The sequence below is a fragment of the Bacillus sp. MM09(2025) genome, assembly GCF_050496725.1.
GTDB classification, from domain to species: Bacteria; Bacillota; Bacilli; order Bacillales; family Bacillaceae; genus Bacillus; species Bacillus pumilus.
The window spans coordinates 652,744-679,286 of sequence record NZ_JBNWEN010000001.1; the positions used below are offsets into that span (position 1 = coordinate 652,744).

The 26,543-nt window shown below is 42.8% G+C and carries 17 protein-coding genes; 7 read left to right on the top strand and 10 right to left on the bottom strand.

Annotated elements, in window-relative coordinates; all coding sequences use genetic code 11:
- Window positions 1-376 precede the first annotated feature (376 nt).
- Together gltD and gltB are read right to left on the bottom strand one after the other, a co-directional pair.
- Window positions 377-1,861 (bottom strand): glutamate synthase small subunit, encoded by a 1,485-nt coding sequence (gene gltD, locus ACQYAC_RS03315; protein WP_429942710.1) that lies wholly within the window; start codon window positions 1,859-1,861, stop codon window positions 377-379.
- 16 nt (window positions 1,862-1,877) lie between these two features.
- Window positions 1,878-6,449 (bottom strand): glutamate synthase large subunit, encoded by a 4,572-nt coding sequence (gene gltB, locus ACQYAC_RS03320; protein ID WP_429942711.1) that lies wholly within the window; start codon window positions 6,447-6,449, stop codon window positions 1,878-1,880.
- A 153-nt stretch (window positions 6,450-6,602) separates the two neighbouring features.
- On the opposite strand from gltB, the gene ACQYAC_RS03325 reads away from it, so the two are divergent.
- The 3 genes from ACQYAC_RS03325 (at window position 6,603) to ACQYAC_RS03335 (ending at window position 11,159) form a co-directional block, all read left to right on the top strand.
- Window positions 6,603-7,505, top strand: coding sequence for a LysR family transcriptional regulator (locus ACQYAC_RS03325; protein ID WP_044141269.1), 903 nt, complete (start codon window positions 6,603-6,605; stop codon window positions 7,503-7,505).
- A gap of 94 nt (window positions 7,506-7,599) precedes the next feature.
- Window positions 7,600-9,333 carry an ABC transporter ATP-binding protein gene (locus ACQYAC_RS03330; protein ID WP_058014934.1) on the top strand — a complete coding sequence of 578 codons (1,734 nt, stop codon included), beginning with the start codon at window positions 7,600-7,602 and terminating at the stop codon, window positions 9,331-9,333.
- Window positions 9,330-11,159 carry an ABC transporter ATP-binding protein gene (locus ACQYAC_RS03335; RefSeq protein WP_429942712.1) on the top strand — a complete coding sequence of 610 codons (1,830 nt, stop codon included), beginning with the start codon at window positions 9,330-9,332 and terminating at the stop codon, window positions 11,157-11,159. The genes ACQYAC_RS03330 and ACQYAC_RS03335 overlap by 4 nt, the downstream gene beginning before the upstream one ends.
- Before the next feature lie 47 nt (window positions 11,160-11,206).
- Here ACQYAC_RS03335 and ACQYAC_RS03340 read toward each other — a convergent pair whose 3' ends face one another.
- Window positions 11,207-12,028: a MerR family transcriptional regulator gene (locus tag ACQYAC_RS03340; protein ID WP_058014971.1), complete on the bottom strand. Its 822-nt coding sequence runs from the start codon at window positions 12,026-12,028 to the stop codon at window positions 11,207-11,209.
- 86 nt (window positions 12,029-12,114) lie between these two features.
- Between ACQYAC_RS03340 and ACQYAC_RS03345 the strand changes: the two genes are divergently transcribed.
- Complete coding sequence (locus tag ACQYAC_RS03345; RefSeq protein WP_058014970.1) at window positions 12,115-12,684, top strand: GNAT family N-acetyltransferase; 570 nt, start codon at window positions 12,115-12,117, stop codon at window positions 12,682-12,684.
- Between the two features lie 58 nt (window positions 12,685-12,742).
- On the opposite strand, the gene ACQYAC_RS03350 is transcribed toward ACQYAC_RS03345, so the two are convergent.
- The 3 genes from ACQYAC_RS03350 to proC are packed head-to-tail and all read right to left on the bottom strand — an operon-like array spanning window position 12,743 to window position 15,973.
- Window positions 12,743-14,011, bottom strand: coding sequence for a glutamate-5-semialdehyde dehydrogenase (locus tag ACQYAC_RS03350; RefSeq protein ID WP_429942713.1), 1,269 nt, complete (start codon window positions 14,009-14,011; stop codon window positions 12,743-12,745).
- An 18-nt stretch (window positions 14,012-14,029) separates the two neighbouring features.
- Complete coding sequence (gene proB / locus ACQYAC_RS03355) at window positions 14,030-15,148, bottom strand: glutamate 5-kinase (protein WP_169057185.1); 1,119 nt, start codon at window positions 15,146-15,148, stop codon at window positions 14,030-14,032.
- A 27-nt stretch (window positions 15,149-15,175) separates the two neighbouring features.
- Window positions 15,176-15,973, bottom strand: coding sequence for a pyrroline-5-carboxylate reductase (gene proC, locus ACQYAC_RS03360; RefSeq protein ID WP_058014930.1), 798 nt, complete (start codon window positions 15,971-15,973; stop codon window positions 15,176-15,178).
- 471 nt (window positions 15,974-16,444) lie between these two features.
- Between proC and ACQYAC_RS03365 the strand changes: the two genes are divergently transcribed.
- Both ACQYAC_RS03365 and ACQYAC_RS03370 read left to right on the top strand, forming a co-directional pair.
- Window positions 16,445-17,641 carry a cytochrome P450 gene (locus tag ACQYAC_RS03365; RefSeq protein WP_429942714.1) on the top strand — a complete coding sequence of 399 codons (1,197 nt, stop codon included), beginning with the start codon at window positions 16,445-16,447 and terminating at the stop codon, window positions 17,639-17,641.
- A gap of 129 nt (window positions 17,642-17,770) precedes the next feature.
- Entirely contained in the window at window positions 17,771-19,807 is a 2,037-nt protein-coding gene (locus tag ACQYAC_RS03370) for a molybdopterin oxidoreductase family protein (RefSeq protein ID WP_429942715.1), read from the top strand.
- A 52-nt stretch (window positions 19,808-19,859) separates the two neighbouring features.
- Here the strand turns inward: ACQYAC_RS03370 and ACQYAC_RS03375 are convergent, their stop codons facing one another.
- The 3 genes from ACQYAC_RS03375 to xylA form a co-directional block, all read right to left on the bottom strand.
- A complete protein-coding gene (locus ACQYAC_RS03375) occupies window positions 19,860-20,543 on the bottom strand; it encodes a glycoside hydrolase family 11 protein (RefSeq protein ID WP_169057214.1) in 684 nt (227 codons plus the stop codon).
- Window positions 20,544-20,632: 89 nt separating this feature from the next.
- Complete coding sequence (gene xylB, locus ACQYAC_RS03380; protein ID WP_429942716.1) at window positions 20,633-22,132, bottom strand: xylulokinase; 1,500 nt, start codon at window positions 22,130-22,132, stop codon at window positions 20,633-20,635.
- Between the two features lie 35 nt (window positions 22,133-22,167).
- Window positions 22,168-23,505: a xylose isomerase gene (gene xylA, locus ACQYAC_RS03385; RefSeq protein WP_429942717.1), complete on the bottom strand. Its 1,338-nt coding sequence runs from the start codon at window positions 23,503-23,505 to the stop codon at window positions 22,168-22,170.
- Window positions 23,506-23,719: 214 nt separating this feature from the next.
- Between xylA and xylR the strand changes: the two genes are divergently transcribed.
- Complete coding sequence (gene xylR, locus ACQYAC_RS03390; RefSeq protein WP_429942718.1) at window positions 23,720-24,880, top strand: transcriptional repressor XylR; 1,161 nt, start codon at window positions 23,720-23,722, stop codon at window positions 24,878-24,880.
- A 49-nt stretch (window positions 24,881-24,929) separates the two neighbouring features.
- On the opposite strand, the gene ACQYAC_RS03395 is transcribed toward xylR, so the two are convergent.
- Complete coding sequence (locus ACQYAC_RS03395) at window positions 24,930-26,534, bottom strand: glycoside hydrolase family 43 protein (RefSeq protein WP_429942719.1); 1,605 nt, start codon at window positions 26,532-26,534, stop codon at window positions 24,930-24,932.
- Window positions 26,535-26,543: the final 9 nt, after the last annotated feature.

Here is a 26,543-nt window from a genome sequence, read left to right on the forward strand (position 1 = left end):
CTGTACAGGACTGTTCCCTTGCTACCTTTTTTCATGTTGTGTGACGACGGCAAATTTTGCTCAACGATCATAATGTGAGCATTCATTTTTAAATCATCGTTCGTTTCTTAGGTCATGCCAGAATCATCAGATTCTTCATCTTATGACGGTTCACACTTCCTCTTCTGCGGGTGAAAAAGCTGCATTTGTCTTCATATAGTTGCTTGGGTGATATGTTGCTACTTTAAGCGTAACGCGCACTTCTGCGTTTGTCACGGTACGTTCAGCCTTTAAATATGACGAAGTAAGTAAAATTACATCTTCTGAATCATAAAAAGCCATGACCAACTAGTGGCCATGGCTTTTTCTTTATATGTGTAAACACCCTTTGTTTGACCTATTTTGGCAGAATCGAACTCCCCATTAAATAACGGTCTACCTCGTGCGCCACTTGTCTGCCTTCATTAATTGCCCAGACAATCAAGCTTTGCCCGCGTCTTGCATCTCCCGCTGCAAATACGCCTTCTACATTTGTTGTATACTCCCCATACTTTGCGTCAATGCGATTGTTTTTGCTGTCCACGCCAAAGTGTTTCACGAGTGGCTGTTCAGTTCCCTCAAAACCAATTGCAATAAAGACTAGCTGAGCCGGCCATACTTTTTCTGTCCCTGGAATCTCATGAAATTCAAACTTCCCATGTTCGTTTTTCACCTTTTCCATTTGAATCGTATGAAGCTCTTTTAATTTTCCATTTTTATCTGCCACAATTTTTGTGGTTTGAATGGAATATTGACGCGGATCTTCCCCGAACTTAGCTTGTGCTTCTTCATAAGCATAATCGAGTGAAAAGACGTAAGGCTGTTCAGGCCACATGTTATCCCCTACACGTGTATCCGGAAGCTTTGGATGCTTTCCGAATTGAACAACACTTTTTGCTTTTTGGCGAAGTGCAGTTGCGACGCAGTCAGCACCTGTATCTCCTCCGCCAATGACAATCACGTCTTTACCTTTTGCGTCAATAAAGTTTTTATCTTTAAATCCTGAATCAAGCATGCTTTTTGTTGCAAGTGTTAAATAATCCATTGCCAGATGAATCCCTTTTGCTTCTCTGCCTTCAATTAACAGGTCACGCTGTTTTTGTGCACCTGTACAAAGGATGACCGCATCAAACTGTTCTTTCAGTTCATCGGCAGTGACATCCACGCCGATTTCTGTGTTCGTTACAAAATCAATGCCTTCTTGTCTTAGCAGTTTGACTCTGCGCTCAACAACTTCTTTGTCCAGCTTCATGTTTGGAATGCCGTATGTCAGCAGTCCGCCAAGGCGGTCAGACCGTTCAAACACTGTAACGGCATGACCTGCTTGGTTTAATTGATCAGCACTTGCAAGTCCTGCTGGTCCTGATCCGACAATGGCGATCTTTTTCCCTGTACGGCTTGAAGGAATTCTAGGTGTAATCCAGCCATTTTCAAAGCCTTTATCAATGATCGTGCGTTCGATATTTTTAATCGAAACAGCTGGATCATTGATCGCGACTGTACATGACCCTTCACAAGGCGCTGGACATACTCTCCCAGTAAATTCAGGGAAATTGTTCGTTTTTTGTAGTCTTTCAAGCGCTTCTTTCCATCTCCCGCGATAGACAAGATCGTTCCATTCTGGAATTAAATTGTAGATCGGGCAGCCAGAAACGCCGCCTCTGATCTCCATCCCAATTTGACAAAACGGTGTTCCGCAATCCATACATCTAGCACCCTGCTGTTTTAATACCTCATCTGTATAAGGAGCTGAATATTCTTTCCAGTCATTTTGACGAGTGAGAGGGTCACGTTCATTTGGCTTTTCTCTTTTATAATCCATAAAACCTGTTGCTTTGCCCATTGTCCTCTCCCCTTTCTTAATGAGCGAGGGCTGCTTTTTGCCCGTTTGCCGTTTCTTGATTTTTCGGTTTTGTGTTTGCTTCAAATGCGAACATAACAGCTTCTTCATGACTAAGGCCCGCTTGTTTTTGTTCTTCAATACTTTGAAGCATCATTTTGTAATTTCTCGGAATGACCTTGATGAATTGTTCCTTTTCTTGCGCCCAGTTTTCTAAAAGTGCCGAAGCTTTTGCGCTGTTTGTATAGTGAAGGTGCTCTTTAATCAGCTGTTTTACTTCTTGCTCTTCATCGTGATCTGTGAGTTTTTCAAACATGATCATTTCCATGTTGCACATTCTTTTGAACTGTTTCGCATCGGATGTATGGACGTAAGCTACGCCGCCAGACATGCCTGCACCGAAGTTTTTTCCGACGTCTCCTAAAATGACGACACGCCCGCCTGTCATGTATTCACAGCCGTGATCACCGATTCCTTCAACGACCACATGCACCCCTGAATTACGAACGGCAAAGCGTTCACCTGCACGTCCGTTAATAAAGGCTTTTCCGCTTGTCGCTCCGTAGAATGCGACGTTTCCGACAATGACGTTTTCATGTCCATTTTGTACAAAGTGATCAGAGGTTTTAACCGCAATTTTGCCTCCAGAGAGTCCTTTGCCGATATAATCATTTGAATCACCTGTTAAATAAAGAGACATGCCCTTTGGTACAAATGCGCCGAAGCTTTGTCCTGCGGAACCAGTGAACCTTAGTGTGATCGTATCCTCTGGCAAGCCTTCTTCTCCGTAGCGCTTAGACACTTCACTTCCAGTAATGGTTCCCGCCACACGATTGATATTGCGAATATTCAATGATAGATCAACCGGTGTTTGATGATTCAGCGCTTCCTGTACATAAGGGAGAATTTCATTCATATCCAGTGATTCATCAATTTTATGATTTTGCGGTGTTCTGAATGTACGAGCTCCTTCTGGCTGATAAAGCAGTGTTTCAAGGTCTAGCTGACCTGCTTTCCAGTGTGCTTTTGCTCTTTCACTCACGGATAAAACATCCGTACGCCCAATCAATTCATCCATTGATGTAAAGCCAAGTACAGCTAAAATCTCTCTTACTTCCTCTGCAATAAACATCATGAAGTTGACAATGTGATCAGGATCACCCATAAATTTTTTGCGAAGTTCAGGGTTTTGAGTTGCGACACCGACTGGGCAAGTATCTAAGTGGCATGCTCTCATCATGACGCACCCTAAAACAACAAGTGGAGCTGTCGCAAAGCCGTATTCTTCTGCTCCTAAAATCGCAGCCATGACAACATCGCGTCCTGTCATTAATTTGCCATCTGTCTCAAGAACGACTCGCTCTCGAAGACCGTTTAAGACAAGGGTTTGATGCGCTTCTGCCAATCCAAGCTCCCAAGGAAGTCCTGTATGTTTAATACTTGTTTTCGGCGAAGCTCCTGTTCCGCCGTCGTATCCACTGATTACAATGACATCCGCCGTCCCTTTTGCAACACCTGCTGCAATCGTACCGACGCCTGCTTTTGACACAAGCTTGACGCTGATGCGGGCATCACGGTTGGCGTTTTTCAAATCATGGATCAGCTGCGCCAAATCCTCGATGGAATAAATATCATGATGAGGCGGTGGTGAAATCAATCCGACGCCTGGAGTAGATCCGCGTACATCGGCAACCCAAGGGTATACTTTATTACCTGGCAGCTGTCCGCCTTCTCCAGGTTTTGCTCCCTGCGCCATTTTAATTTGCAGTTCATCTGCATTGACCAAATAATGGCTCTTTACGCCAAAACGTCCAGAAGCAATTTGTTTAATCGCACTTCTGCGATCATCGCCGTGCTCGTCAACTGTAAAACGCGCAGGATCTTCTCCGCCTTCTCCGCTGTTACTTTTACCGCCAATTCGGTTCATGGCAATGGCAAGTGCTTCATGCGCTTCTTTACTTAAAGATCCAAATGACATGGCACCTGTCTTGAACCGGCGCACGATGGATTCAGCAGATTCAACGTCTTCCAAACGAACTGGTTTTTGTTTTGGCTGGAAAGCAAATAAATTTCGAAGGAAGCCGATTCTTTCTTCGTCCGCAGCCTTTGTATATTGCTTAAATAGATCGTAATCTTCATTGCGGCATGCCCACTGAAGCGTATGAATCGTTTTTGGATTAAAGGCATGGTGCTCCCCATTTTTTCTCCACTGGAAATCACTTCCTGATTCGAGGGTTTGGTCAGTCGCTGCCTGATACCCCGCTTCATGACGGAGTTTTGCTTCATGTGCAATGGTCTCAAGGTCAATCCCGCCAAGCTGAGAAGCTGTTCCTGTGAAATACGCCTGAATGACGTCTTCACTAATGCCGACGGCTTCAAAGATTTGCGCTCCTCTGTAGCTTTGCACAGTAGAAATTCCTACTTTAGACATGACTTTGACGACACCTTCGGTTACGCTTTTACCAAATTTTGTGACTGCTTCATCAAAGCTGAAAGAGATCGCTTCTTCTGCAATCAACTGTTTGTACGTTTCATACACAAGGTAAGGATGAATGGCATCTGCTCCGTAGCCAATCAGTGCGGCAAAATGATGGACCTCTCTTACTTCTCCAGATTCAACGATCAGACTCACCTTTGTCCGTAAGCCTTGACGCACAAGATGCTGATGCAGTGCACTTAATGCAAGAAGTGGTGGAATCGGCACTTTTTCTTCCGTCATTTCACGATCGGAAAGGATTAATAAAGATACACCTTCACGGATCGCTTTTTCTGCCTCTTCAAACATTGCATCCAGACCGCGTCTTAGGTCATCTGTAAAAAGTGTATGAATCGTTTTGCTTTTAAAGGCATTGTGAACAATCGTTTTCAAGCCGTTAAACTGCCCGCTTGTTAAAACAGGTGTATAAAGTTTAATTCTTCGGCATGAATATTCATTTGGATGTAAAATATCTCCCTCAGCACCTAACCAAGTCATGGTTGATGTGACGAGCTGCTCACGAATGGCATCAATTGGCGGATTCGTGACTTGAGCAAACAGCTGTTTGAAATAAGAGAACAGAGACTGCGCACGATCTGATAACACAGCAAGCGGAGTGTCGCTTCCCATTGAACCAATTGGGTCCTTACCTTCTTCTAGTAAAGGAATTAAATATTTTTGAATGTCCTCGTACGTATAATGGAATGCACGCTGGCGCGTCAATAAATCACCCATTATACTAGAATTTTCTGAATTTTCTTCAGAGCGATTGACGTGAACCATTTCTTCATCGAGCCATTTTTGATAAGGAAGTTCATTTGCAATCGAAGATTTCACTTCTTCGTCAGAAATAATTCGTCCTTCTTCTAAATCAATTAGCAGCATTTTACCTGGCTCAAGACGATCTTTATACTTCACATCCTCTTCATTTGTGTCGATCACACCGACCTCAGAAGAGAAAATAATATGATCATCATTTGTAACGTAGTATCTCGCAGGTCTTAATCCGTTACGATCTAAGATGGCACCGATTTGTTTACCATCAGTAAAGGAAATGGCTGTTGGCCCATCCCACGGCTCCATAAGAGAACTATGGTATTCATAAAATGCCCGTTTCTCTTTTGACATGTGCGTATTCTCCGTCCAAGGCTCAGGAATCAGCATCATCGCTGTATGAGCAGGAGTTCGCCCTGCAAGTACGAAAAATTCAAAGGCATTGTCTAAAATGGATGAATCACTTCCGTCTGCATTCAGCACTGGCAAAATCTTGTCTAAATCGTCTCCGAAGGCTTCAGACACGAATTGTTGTTCTCTTGCTCTCATCCAATTGATGTTTCCTCTTAATGTGTTAATTTCACCGTTGTGAATCAAGTAACGGTTTGGATGAGCCCTTTCCCATGTAGGAAATGTATTTGTACTAAATCGTGAATGAACAAGTGAAAATGCAGAAACAAATGTTTCATCCTGAAGATCAAGATAAAAAGCATCGACTTGATCTGATGTTAAAAGCCCCTTGTATACAATGGTTTGACTCGACAAGCTGACAAAGTAAAATTGCTTTTCCTCTGCTGTTCCCCAGTTCTCAGCCTGCTTACGAATGACATATAATTTTCTTTCAAATGACAGACGATCTGTGATGTTGTCGTTTGCCCCGATAAAGACTTGCCTCACAACCGGGCAGCTCTTCGCTGCGACAGTACCAATTTTCCCGGCATCAACAGGTACTGTTCTCCAGCCAATTAATGTTTGACCTTCTTGCTTAATGAATCCGTTGATTTTTTGCTCGATGGCTTGACGCGTTTTCTCGTCATCCTCTTTTGAAAAGAAGACCATTCCTACCCCATAACGGCCCTTTTCAGGAAGTGCAAAGTCTTTGCAGCTTTTTCTAAAGAAAGCGTCTGGCAGCTGTACCATTAAGCCGGCACCATCACCTGTATACGGATCACTGCCTTGCCCGCCGCGGTGATCAAGCTGGCACAGCATTTGTAATCCCTTTTTGACGATGCTGTGTGTCGCTTCCCCTTTTAAATGAGCGTACAGTCCGATCCCACATGCATCATGTTCAAATTCAGGACGGTAGAGACCTTGTGGTTGTGGTAGTTGATTATAAGTCATCGTTTCTCTCCCCCGTTTAAAAGATCCGTTTTTTCACAGTAATAAAATCTCACAAACTCTGTAACTTATTTTAAGTTTTCAAATTAATATAAACAATATATAATTTAGATGAAAACAATCTCTTTTTGAGATAGATGGGTGTGAAGTGTAAAAATGGAGCTTCGTCAGTTGCGTTATTTTGTAGAAGTCGCAGACCGTGAACACGTGTCAGAAGCGGCTGAAAACTTACATGTTGCCCAATCTGCTATCAGCCGGCAGATTGCGAATTTAGAAGAAGAACTTGGAGTGGCCTTATTCGAACGAGAAGGACGAAATATCAAATTAACGAAGATCGGCAGACAATTTTTAGATCATGTCAGAACGGCACTAAAAGCCATTGATTATGCGAAAGAGCAAATTGATGAATATTTAGATCCGCACAAAGGAACCGTCAATATCGGCTTTCCTACTAGCCTAGCAAGCCAAGTACTGCCTTCTGTCATTTCCGCCTTTAAGCAGGAATACCCAGAGGTCGATTTTTTACTTCGTCAAGGATCCTATAAATTTCTCATTGAAGCTGTAAAAAATCGAGATATTGATCTTGCCTTTTTAGGACCTGTACCGACAAACGATCCTCAAATTGAAGGAAATATTTTGTTTTCAGAAAGCATTTATGCCTTGCTTCCTGTCAGCCACCCCTTTAGCGGACAAAGGAGTATTCATTTAAGTGATTTAAGAAAAGATCATTTCGTGTTATTTCCGGAAGGATATGTCCTGAGACAAATTGCGGTTGATGCTTGTAAGCAGGCAGGCTATGAGCCAACCATTTCATCTGAAGGAGAAGATTTAGACGCCATTAAAGGTCTCGTATCAGCAGGTATGGGCGTTACCTTATTACCCGAAAGTGCTTTTTATGAAACCACACCGCGATTTACAGCGAAAATTCCGATCGATTTTCCGCAGGTGAGGAGAACTGTTGGAATTATTGCTTCTAAATCAAGAGAAATGTCTCCTTCTGCTCATGATTTTTATGTGTTTGTGAAGGATTTCTTTTCTAAAATTGAACAATATAAATAATTCATTAAAACAAGACATTTCATTTGTGGAAATAATCCCTCTTTGTATATGATGAGTTACAGAACAACACACTATATGGAAGAAAGGTATTTGTATGAAATCAATTTTATCGTTTTTAAAGCCATATCGGCTATCCGTTGTGTCCATTGTGATCCTCACCTTTTTAAGCAGTATGCTCCAGCTGTATTTACCGACGCTTACGGCAGATATCGTCGATGTCGGGATCGTCCAAGGAGATATTGCTTACATATGGAAGGTTGGCGGCTGGATGGTGGCTTGTTCTTTACTTGCCATCTTGCTCACGATCTGGAAGTCTTACTTGTCCTCAAAGACTGCACTTGGCTTCGGGCGTGATATGAGAAGACAGTTATTTGTGCATGTTGAACAATTTTCACTAGAAGAATTTCAAAAGATCGGAACGTCTTCCTTTATTACAAGATCGACAAATGATGTGAAACAAGTCCAAGATGTTACGATCATGATTTTACAAATGATGACGAGAGCCCCGCTCATGCTTGTGGGCGGAATTATTTTGGCTGTATCCCGCGATACTGTGCTGTCTCTCATCTTTTTAGCAGCCCTTCCCCTTCTTGGCGGATTTATCTATTTAGTATCGAGGAAAGCCATTCCGCTCTTTGGCCAGCTTCAGAAAAAAACAGACCGGCTGAATTTAATTATGCGAGAATCTCTTTCAGGCATCCGGGTCATTCGTGCTTTTAACCGTGTAGATGATGAAAAGGAACGTTTTCAAGAAGCCAACACATCCTACAAGGATACCGGTCTTAGAGTCAACCGTTTAATGGCTTATTTGTTTCCATTTATGCTCATCATCATGAACTTCACAAATATCGGCATTGTCTGGCTTGGTGCAAACCGAATTGATGCCGGAGAGATGGAAGTTGGGAATCTTATTGCCTTTATCCAATATGCGATGATGATTTTGATGGCACTAATTATGCTGTCAATGAGTTTCATTATGGTCCCAAGAGCACAAGCATCAGCTAAACGCATGAACGAAGTGTTAAACATGGAACCGAAAATTCAAGACAATGAAGCAACGGTTGCTGACCTTCGCGCGCCCGCACAATCCATTCGCTTTGAGGATGTGTCATTTTATTACTCAAATGCGGAAAAGCCGGCGGTTCAAGACATTACGTTTGAAGCCAAAACCGGTGAAACGACAGCTATTATCGGAAGTACAGGATCAGGGAAAACCACCCTTCTCCAGCTAATGACGCGCTTTTACGAAGCAACAGAAGGCCGGATTACACTAGATGGTGTAGACATTAGAGAGCTGCCTCAGAAGAAACTAAGAAGCCAGATGGGCTATGTTTCTCAAAAAGCGGTTTTATTTAGTGGAACCATTGCCGATAATGTGCGCTTTGGCAGGCAGGATGCAAGCGATGAAGACGTCTGGCAGGCGCTGCGCACGGCGCAGGCAGAAGAATTTGTTTTACAAAAAGATGGCGGCATCGATGCGGAAATTGACCAGGGTGGATCGAATCTATCTGGTGGTCAAAAGCAGCGTCTCTCTATTGCAAGAGCGCTAGTGAGAAAGCCGTCATTCTATCTGTTTGACGATAGTTTCTCAGCACTCGATTATAAAACAGATGCAAAGCTTCGGGCATCTTTAGAAGCCGAAAAAGCACATGCCGCTCTAATCATTGTGGCGCAAAGAATCAGCACAGTGAAGCATAGTGATAAAATCATCGTACTAGATGAAGGAAAAATTGCTGGTATCGGAACACATGAACAATTACTGAAGGACAATCTTGTCTATCAAGAAATTGTTGCATCACAGGAAGGTCAGGAGGTGGAGCGAGGATGAGTAAGAAAATGTCTTCCGGCATGGGCCATAAAGGCGGCCACCCTAGAGGGCCTGTCGCAAAACCAAAGGAATTTAAGAAAACACTGCTTCGTTTGATTGGCTATTTGAAACCGAGAAAATTTCAACTGATCCTTGTTTTCATTGCAGCGGTCGGTTCAACTGTTTTTAACGTCATTAGTCCAAAGCTGCTAGGGGATGCCACCTCTTCCCTATTTGACAGCTTTACTCAAGGAACAGCCGTTCAATTTGATGTCATTTCACGTATTTTATTATTGCTTGTCCTTTTATATGTCGTTGCCTCTCTCTTTTCATTTGTCCAGCAATATGTGATGGCGGGTGTCTCCCAACAGACCATTGCTGAATTACGGCAAGAAGCAAATGACAAGCTCACACGTCTCCCCCTTCGGTATTTTGATAAAACAACCCATGGGGACACACTGAGCCGTGTGATGAATGATATTGATAATATTAATACTTCGCTTCAGCAGGCACTCACCCAAGTAATTACATCTGTCATCACGGTCATTGGGATTGTTGTCATGATGCTCTTGATTAGTCCGCTGCTGACATTGCTTGTTTGTTTAACACTGCCGCTCAGCCTGTTTGCCATTCGCGGCATTACGTCATTTTCTCAAAAACATTTTAAAGCGCAGCAAAAAGAGCTAGGAATGATCAATGGACATATTAATGAAATGTTCACAGGGCATCAAACGGTTCGTGCATATGGCTACGAAACGAAAGCGATCGATACATTTGATCAATTAAACGAACAGCTGTATGAATCATCAAGAAAAGCGCAGTTCATATCCGGATTAATGATGCCATTGATGACGTTTATCGGGAACCTTGGCTATGTGGCAGTCAGTGTAGCCGGCGGTATTCTTGTGATTAACGGGAATATTCGTGTCGGTGATGTGCAGGCGTTTATTCAATACACGCAGCAAATGTCTCAGCCGCTCGTGCAAGCTTCAAGCGTCGCCAACTTGGTTCAATCAGCGATTGCTTCTGCTGAAAGGGTGTTTGAAATCCTGGATGAGGAAGAAGAAAGTGCCGAGGAAGATGCAGCAATTGATCTTGAATCACTTTCAGGCAATGTGAGCTTTGAACAAGTTCAATTTGGATATGAAAAAGACCATCCGATTATTAAAGATTTGAGTTTAGATGTCAAAGAAGGACAAACGGTTGCGATTGTTGGGCCAACAGGCGCTGGAAAAACAACCATCATCAATCTTTTAATGCGTTTCTATGAATTAGATCAAGGCTCTATCCGCATCGGCGGCGTCAAAACAACTGATCTCAGCCGTCAGCAAGTACGCGACTTATTTGCGATGGTTCTTCAGGATACGTGGCTTTTTGAAGGGACGATTCACGACAATATTGCCTATGGCAGGCAGAACGTCTCAAAAGAGGATGTCATCAAAGCCGCCAAACATGCTTATGCTGACGACTTCATCCGCACACTTCCAGACGGATATGACACACTCTTAACAGAAGATGCCGGCAACCTGTCCCAAGGTCAGCGCCAGCTGTTAACCATCGCCCGTGCGATTTTATCTGATCCAAAGATCTTAATACTAGATGAAGCAACGAGCAGTGTGGATACACGGACAGAGATGCACATTCAAAAGGCGATGAATGAGTTGATGAAAGGTAGAACGAGCTTCGTTATTGCACACAGACTGTCGACGATCAAAGATGCCGACCTTATTCTAGTCATGAAAGATGGCACCATCATTGAAAAAGGAACGCACAGCGGACTCTTAAAACAAAATGGTTTCTATGCAGACTTATATATGAGCCAATTTACGGAGAATCAAGTCGGTTAAAGATAAAAAAGGATAGACACGCATCCATGCGGTCTATCCTTTTTTGGTTACTCTAAACGCTTTTTCACTTTTACACTGAGTTTCGTTATATACTCTGCTTCATCTTTAGACATGAGTGAATGAAGCAAATACTCCTCAAATACATCTCCATCCAGCATCATGTCCTCTTTTTCAATTTCATCTAACAAGCGCGAATAAGCAGATTCAATCACTTCATATGATCCTTGATCATACATCACCGCATAAAGGCCCGCAGGTTTTTTAACTGCTTCCGGCGCTTCCATCCGGCAAAACAACTGATCTGACTGATGATATTGACGCTGAAGGAACTGCTCCTTTTTTAAGACAGCTCCATTTGCCGCAGCCCCTTTTATGCCAATTTCCTTTAGAAAATGTCCAACAATACGAGATATTTCTTCTACGGATGTATTCATGTCAATCGGGTTTGACACGCTTAATACAACTGGTTCTTCTGGGAGCTCTTGAAACAGCACCTCTCCTATTTTTACAGATGATAGTTCCTGCGTCGTCTCCATGACCCGCATAAGAAAAGACTGGATATCTTGAAGTTTTTCAATCTCTTGTTTGACCTTGTCTATTTGTTCAGCTGCTAGGCGTTGGAGCCTTTCGCGAGAAGGCTCAGTGAAATATTGTTTTAACTCTTTTATCGGAAATTGCACAGCTCGAAGGGATTGAATCGCTATAAAATGATCAAATTGCTCAAGGGTATAGTAACGGTACCCATTTTCATGAACACCAGCTGGCTTAAATAAACCAATTTTATCGTAATAAAACAAAGTATCTTTCTTTACATCAAATAACTTGGCAAATTCTCCAGTGAAAAAAGTTTTTTGCACATCATTCATCATCATTAAGGCTCCCCTCTTGACTATGGAGTTACTCCACCCTTTATGATAACATGCAGAACACCACTACGCTTGGAAAGGATAAAAACATGAACAACATCATTCAACATGAAGTGACATTAGAACTTGCCAAAAAAGAGGACTTCCCTTTTATGAAAAATGAGCTACAGAAAGCTTTTACAGCTGGCGTGATCGACGCATTTGGCGATGCGCATGATGGACCGATTCCTCCAGATGATGTGATTGATGCATCTTTTCATTCGAATGAACACATTGTTTATCATATGATGCTAAATGGCGAAAAGGCAGGCGGCGTTGTCATTAAAATCAACCAAGAGACCCACCACAACTCAGTTGACTTATTATACATCTCTTCATCCTCACACGGAAAAGGCATTGGTCAGGCTGCATGGAAAGCCATCGAGGCGAAATATCCAGAAACGATTGTTTGGGAGGTTGTGACCCCGTATTTTGAAAAACGCAACATTCATTTCTATGTCAATAAATGCGGCTTTCAAATTGTGGAGTTTTATCATATGAAACATCCAGATCCAAACGCACCTCATGAAACTGACCAAAAAAATGAGCCTACAGCACCTGAGGAATTTGAATTTTTTAAGTTTGAGAAAGTGATGAAGAAAACCTGTTCCAGCCAATAAATATCTGCATCAAAAAAACACTACCCCCATGAAAAAGGTAGTGTTTTTTGAATCTCATCTAGCTTCTAATCTGACCGTCACCAGAAAGAAGCAGCTTCGTTGTTGTGAGTGCTGGAAGTCCCATCGGTCCTCTGGCGTGCAGTTTTTGTGTGGAGATGCCAATTTCAGCCCCATATCCAAGTGCACCTCCGTCTGTAAAGCGAGTAGATGCGTTATGATAAACCGCCGCCGCATCGACTTCGTTTAAAAACGTGAGTGCCTGCTTTTCATCCTCTGTCACGATGGCTTCTGAATGCTTTGTACCGTACTTTTCAATATGGTGGATCGCTTCGTCGATTGAATCAACTACCTTTACGGCAAGGTCAAGACTTAAATACTCATCTGTCCAGTCCACTTCCTCAGCAGGAATGGCGTTTGAAAAATGAGACAGTGCAGCCGCGTCGCCATGAACGGTGACATGGTGCTCCTGCAGGGCTTCATTCAATGATACCGCATTCTCTTTCAGCCAATCGCGATGGATGATCAGCGTTTCAAGCGCATTACATACAGCTGGACGATTCGTTTTTGCATTGATGACGATCTCAATGGCTTTTTTCACATTGGCTGTTTGATCAATAAAGACATGACAGTTTCCTGTTCCTGTTTCAAGGACAGGAATCGTAGATTGTTCAACCACTGTTTTGATTAAAGAAGCTCCGCCTCGCGGAATTAAGACATCAATCCATTCTTTTAGATGAAGCATCGCTTGAACCGATGAACGATCTGTTTGTTCAATCAATTGCACTGCATCACGCGGAATCTTTGTTTGATCCAATGCTTCATGAATCACACTCACAATGGCTTTGTTGGAAGAAATAGCGGAGGAACCGCCTTTTAAAATCACTGCGTTACCTGCCTTAAGGGCAAGCCCTGCTGCATCGACAGTGACGTTCGGTCTCGCTTCATAGATCATCCCGATCACGCCGAGCGGTACTCTTCGGCTTTTCACATGCAAGCCGTTTTCAAGAGTCCATTCATCCAATATTTCTCCAACAGGATCTGTTAATCTCGTCACAAGCCGCAAGCTTTCGGCAAACTCATGAATTCTTTCTTCATTTAACATTAAACGATCCAAGAGTGCCTCTGAGAAGCCCTTTTCCTTCCCAGCATCTATATCTTTTTGATTCTCTTGTAAGATGAAGGTGCTATTTTGTTCTAACGCTTCTGCTAGTTTAAGCAGAGCCTCGTTTTTATCCTCTGTATGAAGTAAACCTAGTTTTTTTGAAACGTGCTTTGCTTTTTTCGCTTTTTCTTTGACCGATGTGACAACTTCAGCTGTCAGTGTCATGAAATTCCTCCCTTTTTGTTAACAAACGGGTATCGATAAATCTAAATGACAAACAAAAGCTTCAAGATCGACGACATGAACCACTTCATCCTGTAACGTGTCACTTCCTTGTGCAAGTTCATCAGATGGATAATTCACAATACCAAGCCCGATTTCTCTACCATCTTGATCTAAAATACGGACGACATCACCTTTTTTAAACGAACCCTTTACATTGACAATGCCATCGGAATCAAGGCATTTCTCCCGGTGCATGAGGTGTTCCTGTGATTTCTTTTGAACAACGATCTCGCCTTTTGGTCCAGAATGAAAGGCAATCCACTGCTTCTTGTAATTCAGCGGTGCTAAGTTTTCATCTGCGGTAAAATAAGTGCCGTCCTCTGTTCCATTGATTGCTTTGTCTAAAATGTGCGGCGTATCTGCTTTTCCTAAAAAGCCATTAATGCCAGCGGCCATTGAAATTTTAAACGCATCGAGCTTTGATTTCATTCCACCTGTGCCCACACTGCTGCCTGCATCTCCAGCTGCTGCTTCGATGTCTTCTGTGATGTCTGTGACTTCAAGAATTCTCTTCGCATTCGGATTTGTATGCGGGTTCTCTTCATACAAGCCATCAATATCAGATAAAATGGCAAGGAAATCCGCATCAATGAGTCCAGCTACTTTTGCAGACAATGTATCGTTATCTCCGAACTTCAAGCGATTAATCGTCACTGTATCATTTTCATTAATAATCGGAATGATGCCTCGATCTAATAACACATTCATCGTGTTGCGCACATTTTGATAGCGCGTTTCATCTGAAAAATCACTTCTTGTGATTAAAAGCTGTGAGGCAATATAACCGTGTGATAAAAATAAAGTAGAATATGATTCCATTAAAAGCCCTTGCCCGATTGAGGCAGATGCCTGTTTTTCCGGCAGTGTTTTAGGTCTATCGATAAATCCTAGTTTTCGGTAACCAGCTGCAACCGCACCGGATGAAACCAAAATGACTTCGTGTCCTTCATCTTTGAGTTTCACAATTTGATTGACGAGGTTTTCTAGTTTTTTTAAACTAATCTCCCCTTGAAAGCTAGTAAGAGAGCTGCTTCCAATTTTCACAACAATTCGTTTTCTCTCTTTATCTGCGTACACCTTATCACTCCTGTACCTGAGCTCTATTTATATAGATACTTTTTGTTTTTGCTGTTTGCTGATCTCTTTTGATCGATTGGCAGCATGTTTGACGGCTTGCTTGATTGCTTCTCCTCCGCCAAAATCATCTAATGCATTCAGACCTGCCGCTGTTGTTCCATTTGGTGACGTAATTTTCTCTCTTAGAGTAGAAGGATCTTCCTCTGTTTCTTGCAGCATTTTCGCAGCACCGAGAAGTGTCTGCGCGCCAATTTGGCGAGACAATTCCTTAGATAAACCTGCTTCTTCTCCTGCTTCTTCGATTCTTTCCATTAAGAAATAAAAATAGGCTGGTCCGCTTCCGGCAATGCCAGTGAAAATATCCATCTGTTCTTCCTGAATGGTATACACTTCGCCCATTTCAGATAAAAGCGCCTGACTCATGCTGATATGGGCGTCTTTCACATAACGTCCAGCACATAAAGCGGTCGCTGAAGCCCCGATTGTACTTGATGTATTCGGCATGATCCTCATCACGGGCTGCCCTTCATGCAGCATATCTTCAATATAAGATTGCTTCACACCTGCAAGGACAGACAAGATCAGCTGGTCACTCTGAATATGAGGTTTTAACGATTCAAGTGCTGTTTCAGCATCCTTTGGCTTCATGGCCAGAATCAACATATCCATTTCTTCAAAAGGAAAAGAATCCATTGTGGCTGTTTGTATTCCGTAACGTGTCGTTAGTTCATTCAATCGAAGTTGATTTTGTCTGTTTGTTGCGTAAATTTGGCCTAGCGGCATTTGTCCTGATCGCACAATCCCTGCAATCATTCCTTCCGCCATAGAACCTGCTCCAATGAAAGCAACTTTCTTTTGATCAATGATATTGACCCTCTCCCTCGTTCGCTTTTTGTTCGTGTTTTTCGCACGTTAGTTATCGTAACATGATGAGAAATCGTGTCAAGAAAGAGCCAGCGCTTTTCAAAAGTCCCGAATACGCGTTCAACCGCTTGCTGTATGTATACTGACTGCGCTTTTACAAAACAACAATTTAGATCTAATGAACTATATGCATTTGCATCATAGTACCCTTTCGTTCGACTGAATTCCCCATTTTATTTTTGGTTTCGGTGACTTCAATTCTATTTTATAGAAAACGCTATCATTTCTAATGGATTCCTATTTTCCTATACGACGAATGTGCTTGAATCTTTCGATTAGACTATTGACATATTTTAGAAAACATGTCCGTTGAAATGATATTTTACGGGTGTTACCGTGAAAGGGAAACCAAGTGAAAAAGGAGCGTTCATAATGAAAGTGAAAGAAAACTATATCAATGTCATTCCAATGAAAGAAATCCGTTCGACCGATGACCTTCTTTTCCCGTTCCCTATTTACAATGAGCTACGTACCAAGAGTGATATTAGATATGATGAAACAAGAAAGTGCTGGGATCTCTTTCGATATGCGGATATCCAGTCTGTTCTGAAGCAGCCAAAAGTGTTCTCATCACAGCGAGGAAGAAGCACGACAAAAACGAGTATTTTAACGATGGACCCGCCAAAACATACAAAAATGAGAGCACTCGTGAATAAAGCATTCACGCCAAAAGCGATCAAACAATTAGAAGATAACATTAAAGACTTGACACATGACCTGCTGCAACAAGTCAAAGATCAGCGTACGTTTGATATCGTGGAAGATCTAGCAGCTCCCCTGCCTGTCATGATCATTGCTGAGCTTCTTGGCGCAGAGATAAAGGATAGAGCGTTCATTAAGAAACATTCTGATGCCCTAGTAGCAGGTGCAAAGGATGAATCAAAAGAAGCCATTCAAGCAGTCGTCGATATGCAGAAACGCGCAGAGGGAGAGCTGTCCGCTTATTTTGCACACTTAATCCAAAAACGAAAAGAAGCCCCTGCTGATGACCTGATCTCACTTCTTATTCAAGCAGACATCGATGGTGAGCGTTTAACCGAGAATGAACTACTTGGTTTTTGTATTCTATTACTAGTTGCTGGTAATGAGACAACGACCAATTTGATTACAAATGCAGTAAGACTGCTAACAGAGCAGCCGCATATCGCCGAAGCAGTACGGCAAGACCCCTCTCTTATTCCTCAATTGACCGAAGAAACGTTACGCTATTACCCGCCTGTTCAAGCCATTGGGCGAATCGCGGCTGAGGATGTTGAGATTGCAGGCTCAAAAATTAAAAAAGGAGACTATCTCATTAACTGGGTCGCTTCAGCAAATCGCGATGAACAGAAATTTGACGATCCAGATACGTTCCGTCTTAACCGGAAATCAAACCCGCATATGAGCTTTGGCTTTGGCATTCATTTTTGTCTCGGTGCACCGCTTGCCCGCCTTGAAAGCAACATTGCACTTGAGGTTTTACTCCAGACGTATCAGGATATCACCTGCGCGGCAGATCAGCTAAAACCTATTCAAAGCACTTTTGTTTTTGGGGTAAAAGAATTTCCTGTACAGGTCACCCGTTTTTAAAAGTCCCTCTTGAGGGGCTTTTTTCATTTTCTTCAATTCATCATCTCTTTCTTACCTTCCATCTCCGAACATGCTAAAATAAAGTCCATATAAAGAGATAACGGATTTCAGAAAAGGAGCCAAAAATTCATGACCGATTATACAGCAATGAAAGACGGAATATTCAAATCAGTTTGTTCGTTAGATTGCCCAGATCAGTGTGGTCTTTTGATACATAAAGAAAATGGAAAGATCGTAAAAGTGCAGGGAGATCCAGACCACCCCGTCACCCAAGGCAACATATGTAACAAAGTGCGGAATGTCACAGCCCGTTTATATGATGAAAAGCGGCTGACCACTCCTTTGAAGCGTGTTGGCCGCAAAGGCGATGGACAATTTGCTCCGATTACATGGGAAGAAGCCATTGAAACCATTCGGCAAAAATGGACAAAGCTGATTGAAGAAAAAGGTCCAGAAAGTATTCTGCCTTACAGCTTCTATGGGAATATGGGCAATCTGAATGCAGAAGGCATGGACCGCCGCTTTTTCTATCGTCTTGGTTCAAGTCAATTAGACCGGACTATCTGTCAGTCAGCAGGAACGACCGGCTATAAATATACAATGGGTGCAAGCATCGGGACTGACCCAGAAGACACCATTCATACGAAACTATTCATCTTTTGGGGGATCAATGCTGTGTCGACCAATATGCATCAAATCACCCTCGCGCAAAAAGCCCGAAAGCAAGGAGCAAAGATTGTTGTGATTGATGTTCACAAAAACCAAACCGGACGGATGGCAGATTGGTTCATTCCGCTTCGACCTGGTACTGACAGTGCCCTTGCCCTTGGCATCATGCATGTCCTTTTTAAAGAAGGACTGACAGACGAAGCCTTTTTAGAAACTTATACTATCGGTCATAAGGAGCTGCGTGAGCATGTAAAGCAGTATGATCCAGACACTGTTGAGGGGATCACTGGGGTTTCAAAAGAGGACATCGTGACACTCGCAAGAATGTACGCAGAGACATCGCCATCTCTTATTCGTATTGGCAATGGTTTGCAGCACCATGATAATGGCGGGATGAGTATTCGTACCATTTCCTGCCTCCCTGCCCTGACTGGCCAGTGGCTCTACAAGGGAGGCGGTGCGATGAAATCAAACTCTTCTTTTCTGAGCTATAATGAAACAGCTCTTCAGCGGCCGGATTTATTAAAGGAACGCACGCCAAGATCATTTAATATGAATCAGCTAGGCAGTGTGCTGACGAATGCAGCGCCTTCCATTGATTCACTCTTTGTCTACTCGTGCAACCCAGCTGTTGTGACGCCTGAAGCAAATAAAGTAAGAGAAGGTTTGCTGAGAGAGGATTTATTTACAGTGGTTCACGACCTATTTCTAACAGAGACAGCTAAGTATGCAGACATTGTCCTGCCGGCCACATCCGCCTTTGAAAATGAGGATTTCTATACATCATACTGGCACCATTATATTCAAATTCAAGAGCCAGTGATTGAACGCTATGGAGAAAGCAAATCCAATACAGAAGTGTTCCGCTTGTTAGCCCATGCGATGGGCTTTGAAGATGCAGCCTTCCGCGAGACAGATGCGGAACTCATGGAACAAGCCCTTCATCATCCAGAAAATCCGCATTATGAGGACATTTCATACGAGGCATTAAAAGAAAAGAAATGGATCAAAGCAAAAAGAGGACCTTTCCAAGACTTAAAGCTCTCTACCCCAAGCGGGAAAATAGAGCTTTATTCGGAACAAATGAAAAAAGACGGGTATCCAGCGCTTCCAACCTATGTGCCGCTCTATCAAGAAAGCGAATATCCACTTACCTTCATACCTGGACCGAATCATAATTTTCTTAACTCGACCTTCTCACTTCATGAAAAGCATCAAAAGCTCGAGAAGTTTCCTAAGCTTCACATGAATGAAGAGGATGCAAAGGCAAGAGAGATTGAAGATGGTGACATGGTGCGTGTGCTGAATGACCGGGGTGAATGCGAGCTTGTCGTGTCAGTTGGTCAAAATGTCTTATCCGGTGTTGTGGTGAGCCAAGGATTATGGGCAGATCAAAAAGGCAAAAAGCATCTAGTCAATGGATTAACACCTGATCGGCTGGCAGATATGGGCGGCGGTGCGACGTTCTTTTCTGGCAGAGTGGAAGTTGTAAAATGATGATAGACAGAAGAAAAGCCAGCAAAAAACTGCTGGCTTTTTTTCATTAGATTTATCGAATCATCAGCTGGTTGGTAAACACATTCGCACTTCCGTTGCTTCGGTAGCCTTCTACAGTTAATGCTGTTTCATACATTTTCCCCATTGGCATACCTAGGCTTTCCCATTTTCTGAAATGCTCACTGACGGATACAGTACCGCTCGTACGTTTTGTTTGACGTACACTCCAATATTGCTTAAAGGTAGCGTCTCCAATAATAGAAGGCTGATTGACACGTAGCGTTTCATAAATGTCATATGTGCCTCCATCGGCATAAAATGATCCTTTATACGTTCCTGTTGGGCGATAGGTGCCCCATGACTCAACAATGTAGTATTCAGCTAATGGAGATTGTGTCCAGCCATAGACACATAAGTAGGAATTCCCGCCTGGGTTAAAGGCTGCGTTGTAATTGATGGAGATGTTGCCAAGTTGATGATGAGTTTTAGTGGAATCAAACTTCTTCCCTTTTCGAAACAAAGCATTTCCGATATTGTTCCATTGCGCGCTAAATGCCCCGCCGTTATTGAGTGTCATTGCGGTATTTCCGTAATCCTTCCATAATTCAAAATCGTACCCGCTGTGATTGCCTATTCTATTGTCATAAATCGTTTCCGCATGAGCTGGTACAGCCGTCAGTGTCAGCACAAATCCAATACACATCACAAACAATAGCCTCAATCTTTTCAAGTTCATTTTCCATCCATCTCCTTTTTTCATTAAAATTGTTCTGCCTTCTCTAAGATGAAGTGAGCTCATCACCTCCTTTCATGTCAACCTTTTTACTAGACGGAACGGTATTGTTCTAACCCCGCATGGATATCTCTTGTTTGTGTATAGACCTTTTGATACAGATGAAACAGATCAGCATATATACTTGCATGCTGCTGCTCTGGCTCATAGACAGCTGCTTGGTGGATAAACTGTTCCGCACATGCTTCAAGCGACGGATACCAGCCGCAGCCAAAGGCGGCCAGTATAGCTGCTCCTAAAGCAGGCCCTTGTTCATTGTCTAACTGGATGACCTCAGCCTGAAAAATGTCTGCTTGCATTTGAAGCCATGTCCGGCTTCTTGCACCGCCTCCAATGGAGACAATTGAATCTATGTGTTTCCCAGCTTGCCTGAATAAAGCGATCGATTCATTTAACGAGAAAGTAATCCCTTCTAGCACAGCTCTAACGACATGTGCCCTTTCATGCCGGCTGTCTAATCCAATCAAGCTTCCACGAATGATAGAATCCGCATGAGGTGTTCTTTCCCCGACTAAATATGGAGTGAAGAGCAATCCATTTGCTCCTGGCGCGACATCAACCGCACCCTCTAAAAGTGATTGGAACGATTCCTCTGGAGCCAGTAAATGTTTTATCCAGTTAAGGCTATATCCTGCTGAAAGGGTCACACCCATTGTGTAGAAAGCGTCTTTTTTTGCATGATGGAACAAATGCAGGTTTCCTTGAAGCTCTCTTTCATGATCCTCTTCGTAAGAGAGAATGACGCCAGATGTGCCAATGCTGCATAACGTGCGGCCAGAAGATAAAATGCCAGCTCCAATTGCTCCGCAAGCATTGTCTGCCCCGCCAGCAAAGACTTTTGCACCCTCTTCGATCCCCGTCTCACGTGCAATGTGCGGCAATAGTGTACCAACCTCTTCCTCTGATGAGATAAGCGGCGGACAAATATGAGGAGGAATATCAAATGCCTGACAAATTTCTTCACTCCACGCTTGCTCTCCAATATTTAATAACAAGGTGCCAGCTGCATCTGAATAATCGATATGAACAGAACCTGTTAAACGAAATCTGACGTAATCTTTTGGGAGTAAAAACATGTCGATTTGTTGATCAATTTCTGGTTCATGTTCCTTTACCCATAATAACTTTGGCAGTGTAAATCCTTCTAACGCTTGATTTTTCGTAATCTTTTGCAGTCGTTCCCCCAGCTTTTTTGTGATGTGTGTACATTGCGCTGTCGTTCGTGTATCATTCCATAAAATTGCAGGGCGGAGCACCTCGCGGGATTCATTTAAAAGAACAAGACCATGCATCTGTCCAGAGAAGCTGATGCCCTCTACTTTCTTTGAAAAGGCAGGCTGCCTTGCCATCAGTTCTTTCATCGCAGCCACTGTTTGCTCAACCCATTCCTCTGGGTTCTGCTCACAATATCCAGGTTTATCTTGAATGAGGCGGTAAGACTTAGTGACCTCGCCGCACACCTTTCCATCCTCATCGACTAATATGGCTTTGACTCCGCTCGTTCCAAGATCAATTCCCATTACATACTTCATGTCTTCACTCCTTCAAAACAGGTCCGCTTCTTCAATCAATCTTCTAATAAGTATTGATTTAACCGGGCTTTTAACTGTTCCTCTCTTCCCGATTCGTTTCTGATTAAAGGATGTTTGAGCGCATACTCTTCTAATGTATGAAAGTTTGCCTTTCCTTCTGAAATGTCACGTCCAATCCCTTCAGAAAAACTGCGATACCGGTGCTTGATCACATCTTCAAACACACGATCTTCTATGAGTCTATGAGCGACCCGCAGCCCTTTTGCGAATGCATCTATCCCCGCAATATGGGCATACAAAATATCTTCAAGCTCAAAAGAAGCTCTTCTAACTTTTGCATCGAAGTTGAGACCGCCAGTACCTAGTCCGCCATTTTGCAGAATTTCATACATAGCTAGCGTTGTAGCATATAAATCGGTTGGAAATTCATCAGTGTCCCAGCCAAGCAGCGTATTCCCTTGGTTCGCATCCACAGAACCGAGCAATCCATGTATTCTCGCCACGCGTAATTCATGCTCAAACGTATGACCAGCAAGCGTCGCGTGGTTGGCCTCGATGTTCAATTTAAAATGTGAATCTAATCCATATTGCTTTAAAAAGGCGATAGATGTTGCTGCATCTGCATCGTATTGATGAGTGGTTGGCTCTTTTGGCTTAGGCTCAATTAAAAATTGGCCAGTGTATCCAATTTCCTTTGCATAATCAACAGCCATATGCAAAAATGACGCCATGTGGTCAAGCTCTCTTTTCATATCAGTATTCAGCAGAGTATCGTATCCTTCTCGTCCTCCCCAAAAAACGTAATTTTCTGCGCCAAGTTCTTTAGCTGTTTCAATCCCTTTTTTCACCTGTGCGGCCGCATAGGCAAAGACATCTGCATGACAAGATGTCGCTGCGCCGTGTACAAATCTAGGATGCTTGAACATGTTGGCCGTGTTCCACAGCAGCTTGACTCCGCTATCTTGCATGTATTCTTTCATTCTTTCTAAAATGATGTCTAATTGCTGATTCGTCTCTTGAAGCGTATCTCCCTCCGGTGCAATGTCACGGTCATGGAACGAAAAATACGGTACATCCAATAGATCAAACAGTTGAAAGGCTACTTCCAATCTAGCTTTTGCTAGATCCATTCCGCTATAGGAATCCCAGGCTCTCTGCATCGTGCCAGTTCCAAACATGTCTGTTCCATCAGCAGTCAATGTATGCCAATAAGCGACTGAGAAGCGCAGGTGATCTTTCATTGTTTTTCCGCCAATCATTTCGTTTGGATCATAGTATTTAAAAGCGAGTGGATTTTTTGATTGTTTTCCTTCAAATTGTATTTTTCCGATTCCTTCTAAGCTGTGTAACGTTTTCATATTTGAGTTGGCCATCTTTTATTCCTCCTATGATTTCACTTTGTAAGTTGATTCAACAAACTAATGTTTAATTGATGATCCATTCACTTTGAATTTTCCATATTTTTTAGTTTTTTAGAAATATTTTCGTTATAATAAAGTTAAAATCATCCTTCTTACAGATTACAGACGAAGAAAAACAGCTTTTTTCTTCACTTAATCTAAAGACGAAACAAATGGAGTGGATAACATGGATATCGCTGATCAGAACTTTGTGAAAAAAATAAATCAAAAGCTATTATTAAAAGAAATTCTCCAGCATGCGCCAATTTCTAGAGCCAAATTATCTGAACGCACTGGGTTAAATAAATCGACGGTTTCCTCTCAAGTAAATACATTAATGAAAGAGCAGCTCGTCTATGAGATCGGCCAAGGTGAGTCCAGCGGCGGGAGAAGGCCGGTTTTACTCATGTTTAATAAACGTGCTGGCTGCTCCATCGGGATTGATGTCGGCGTTGATTATGTCAACGGCATTTTAACCGACCTTGAAGGGTCTATCCTTCATGAGGAGCAGATGAGGCTCCCATCAAGCGCTCCTGATGTGACCATACGAATATTAACTGAATTAATACAGCAGTTGATGACCCAAATCCCCTCTTCCCCATACGGGCTCATAGGTATTGGCCTATGTATTCCCGGGCTAGTGGATGCTGATGAACAGATCGTGTTTACGCCTCATTCTAAATGGAAAAATGTTGACCTGAAAACAACGCTACAAGATGCATTCCAAGTACCGGTCTTTATTGAAAATGAAGCAAATGCCGGTGCATATGGTGAAAAAATCTATGGTGCCGCTAAACATTATGATCATTTGATCTATGCCAGCATCGGCACTGGCATTGGAATCGGAATCATTATCAATCATCATTTATACAGAGGGGCATACGGCTTTTCTGGTGAAATGGGACATATGACCATCGACTTTAATGGACCAACATGCAGCTGCGGAAACCGTGGTTGCTGGGAGCTGTATGCATCTGAGAAAGCCTTGTTTCAATCCCTTCAAACAAATGATCAGCCCATCTCTCACCAAGATGTGGAACAGCTGGCGACGTTCAATGATATGAAAACGCTCAATGCCCTGCGCAACTTTGGTTTTTACCTTGGGGTCGGTCTCACAAACGTCCTGCATACCTTTAACCCGCAAGCGATTATTTTACGAAACAAGGTGATTGAATCGCAGCCAGCGGTATTACGTGTGATTCAAGAGGAGGTATCCTCAAGGATAGATACTCAATTCAGTTCACATGTCGAGCTGCTTCCTTCGTCATTAGGACATAACGCACCGGTATTAGGGATGACTTCACTCGTTATTGAAGCCTTTCTGCAAGATGCAACCCTCTCACCATGACAGATTCTTCGATAAAAAAGACAGCTCTTACCGTGTTGTCTTTTTTTATTTATTCTGTTTCCTCATAACGGAAATAGTTGAAATCAGCAGGCAGACGCTCGCCGCTTGTATCCTGGCACTGCATGCCGACAAATGCCCCTGTAAAAAATCCCCCTCCTCGGATGAAGTCATCAGATAGATGGCTAGATTCAAATATCACATCAATTTCCTTCCAGTCTTTTTGATCAAAAGAATAAGAATAGGTATAAGTTTCTCTCTGAACGGTCACTTTTAAATACACATAGGTGACCTCCTCTGGAATGACGATTTTTTGTGTCAATGGCTGAGAAAAGGAAAGGTTCTGACAGGCAGATAATTCAAGAATACGGCCAAGTTCCTCGTCATATGTCACCTGAAGCGCAGTCCAATTTTCCGTATTGTAATAATTTACAAGACCAGCGGCTTGCTGAAAATTCTCTGGAAAGAACGACACAGCTGTCTCTGCTTCAAAATAAAAGCTTTGCCAGCGCCTTGCAACGAAGGATTGAGTAAACTTAGATGTGAGAGATTCCTGACCATATAACCTTAAATGATGAGGTTTTTCCGTTAATGAACCGATCTGTTCAGTAAAAGGAATTCTTAATGTTTGGAAGTGTCTATTTAACGTTGATTCTTTAAACTCATCGACTGTATGGTGTGTTGGAGCAAAAACCTTTTCGTTGATCGCTGGCGCTTCAACTTCAAGCGATCCTTCTTTTCCGCCCACAACATACGGCCAGCCATCCTTCCATTCAAGCTTTTGAATCGCTGTTTCTCTTCCTAAAGGACACCACCCTCTCTGTTGAAAAATAGATTCCTTGCTTGATTGAATAGGGCGGCCAGTCAGATGAGCGAGGTACCATTCATTTGTGTGCGTTTGAACAATGGAAGCATGCCCGCATTTTTGAAGCGGATGTTCAGGCGTGTGAAAAGCACTTAAAATTGGGTTATCAGGATGAACCTCATAAGGCCCTTCAATCTGCGGGGAACGGGCAATTGTTGCCGCATGCTCGTACCTGGTGCCTCCTTCTGCTGTTAATAAATAATAGTAATCACCGATGTGATAAAGATGCGGTGCTTCTGTCAATTTAATCGGTGTGCCCTTAAAAATGACCTTCCGCTGGCCAATGAGTTTTTTTTCCGTCACGCTATATTCCTGCAGGGCAATACCCGCAAAGGAATGGTGCTTTTCCCTATGGTCCCACAGCATATTTAAAACGTATTTCTTGCCGCTTTGGTCATGAAATAAAGAAGGATCAAAGCCAGAGCTATTAAGCTTAACCGGTTCACTCCAATCACCGTCAACTTCACTTGCCGTAACCAAGTAATTATGACCATCTTTAAATGGACCATCCACTACTTTAATATCTGAATAAATAAGCCAAAACTGACCATCTGCATAGCTTAGACACGGTGCCCATACTCCACCAGAATCAGGATTCCCTTTCATGTCCAGCTGCGACGTTTTTTGCAAAGGACGCGCAGCAAGTCGCCAATGGACGAGATCCTTCGAATGATAAATTTGCACCCCTGGAAACCATTCAAATGTAGAGACCGCCATGTAATAATCTTCTCCTACACGGCAAATACTTGGGTCCGGGTTAAATCCTTTGAGCACTGGATTGGTAATTTTCATTCAACTTCC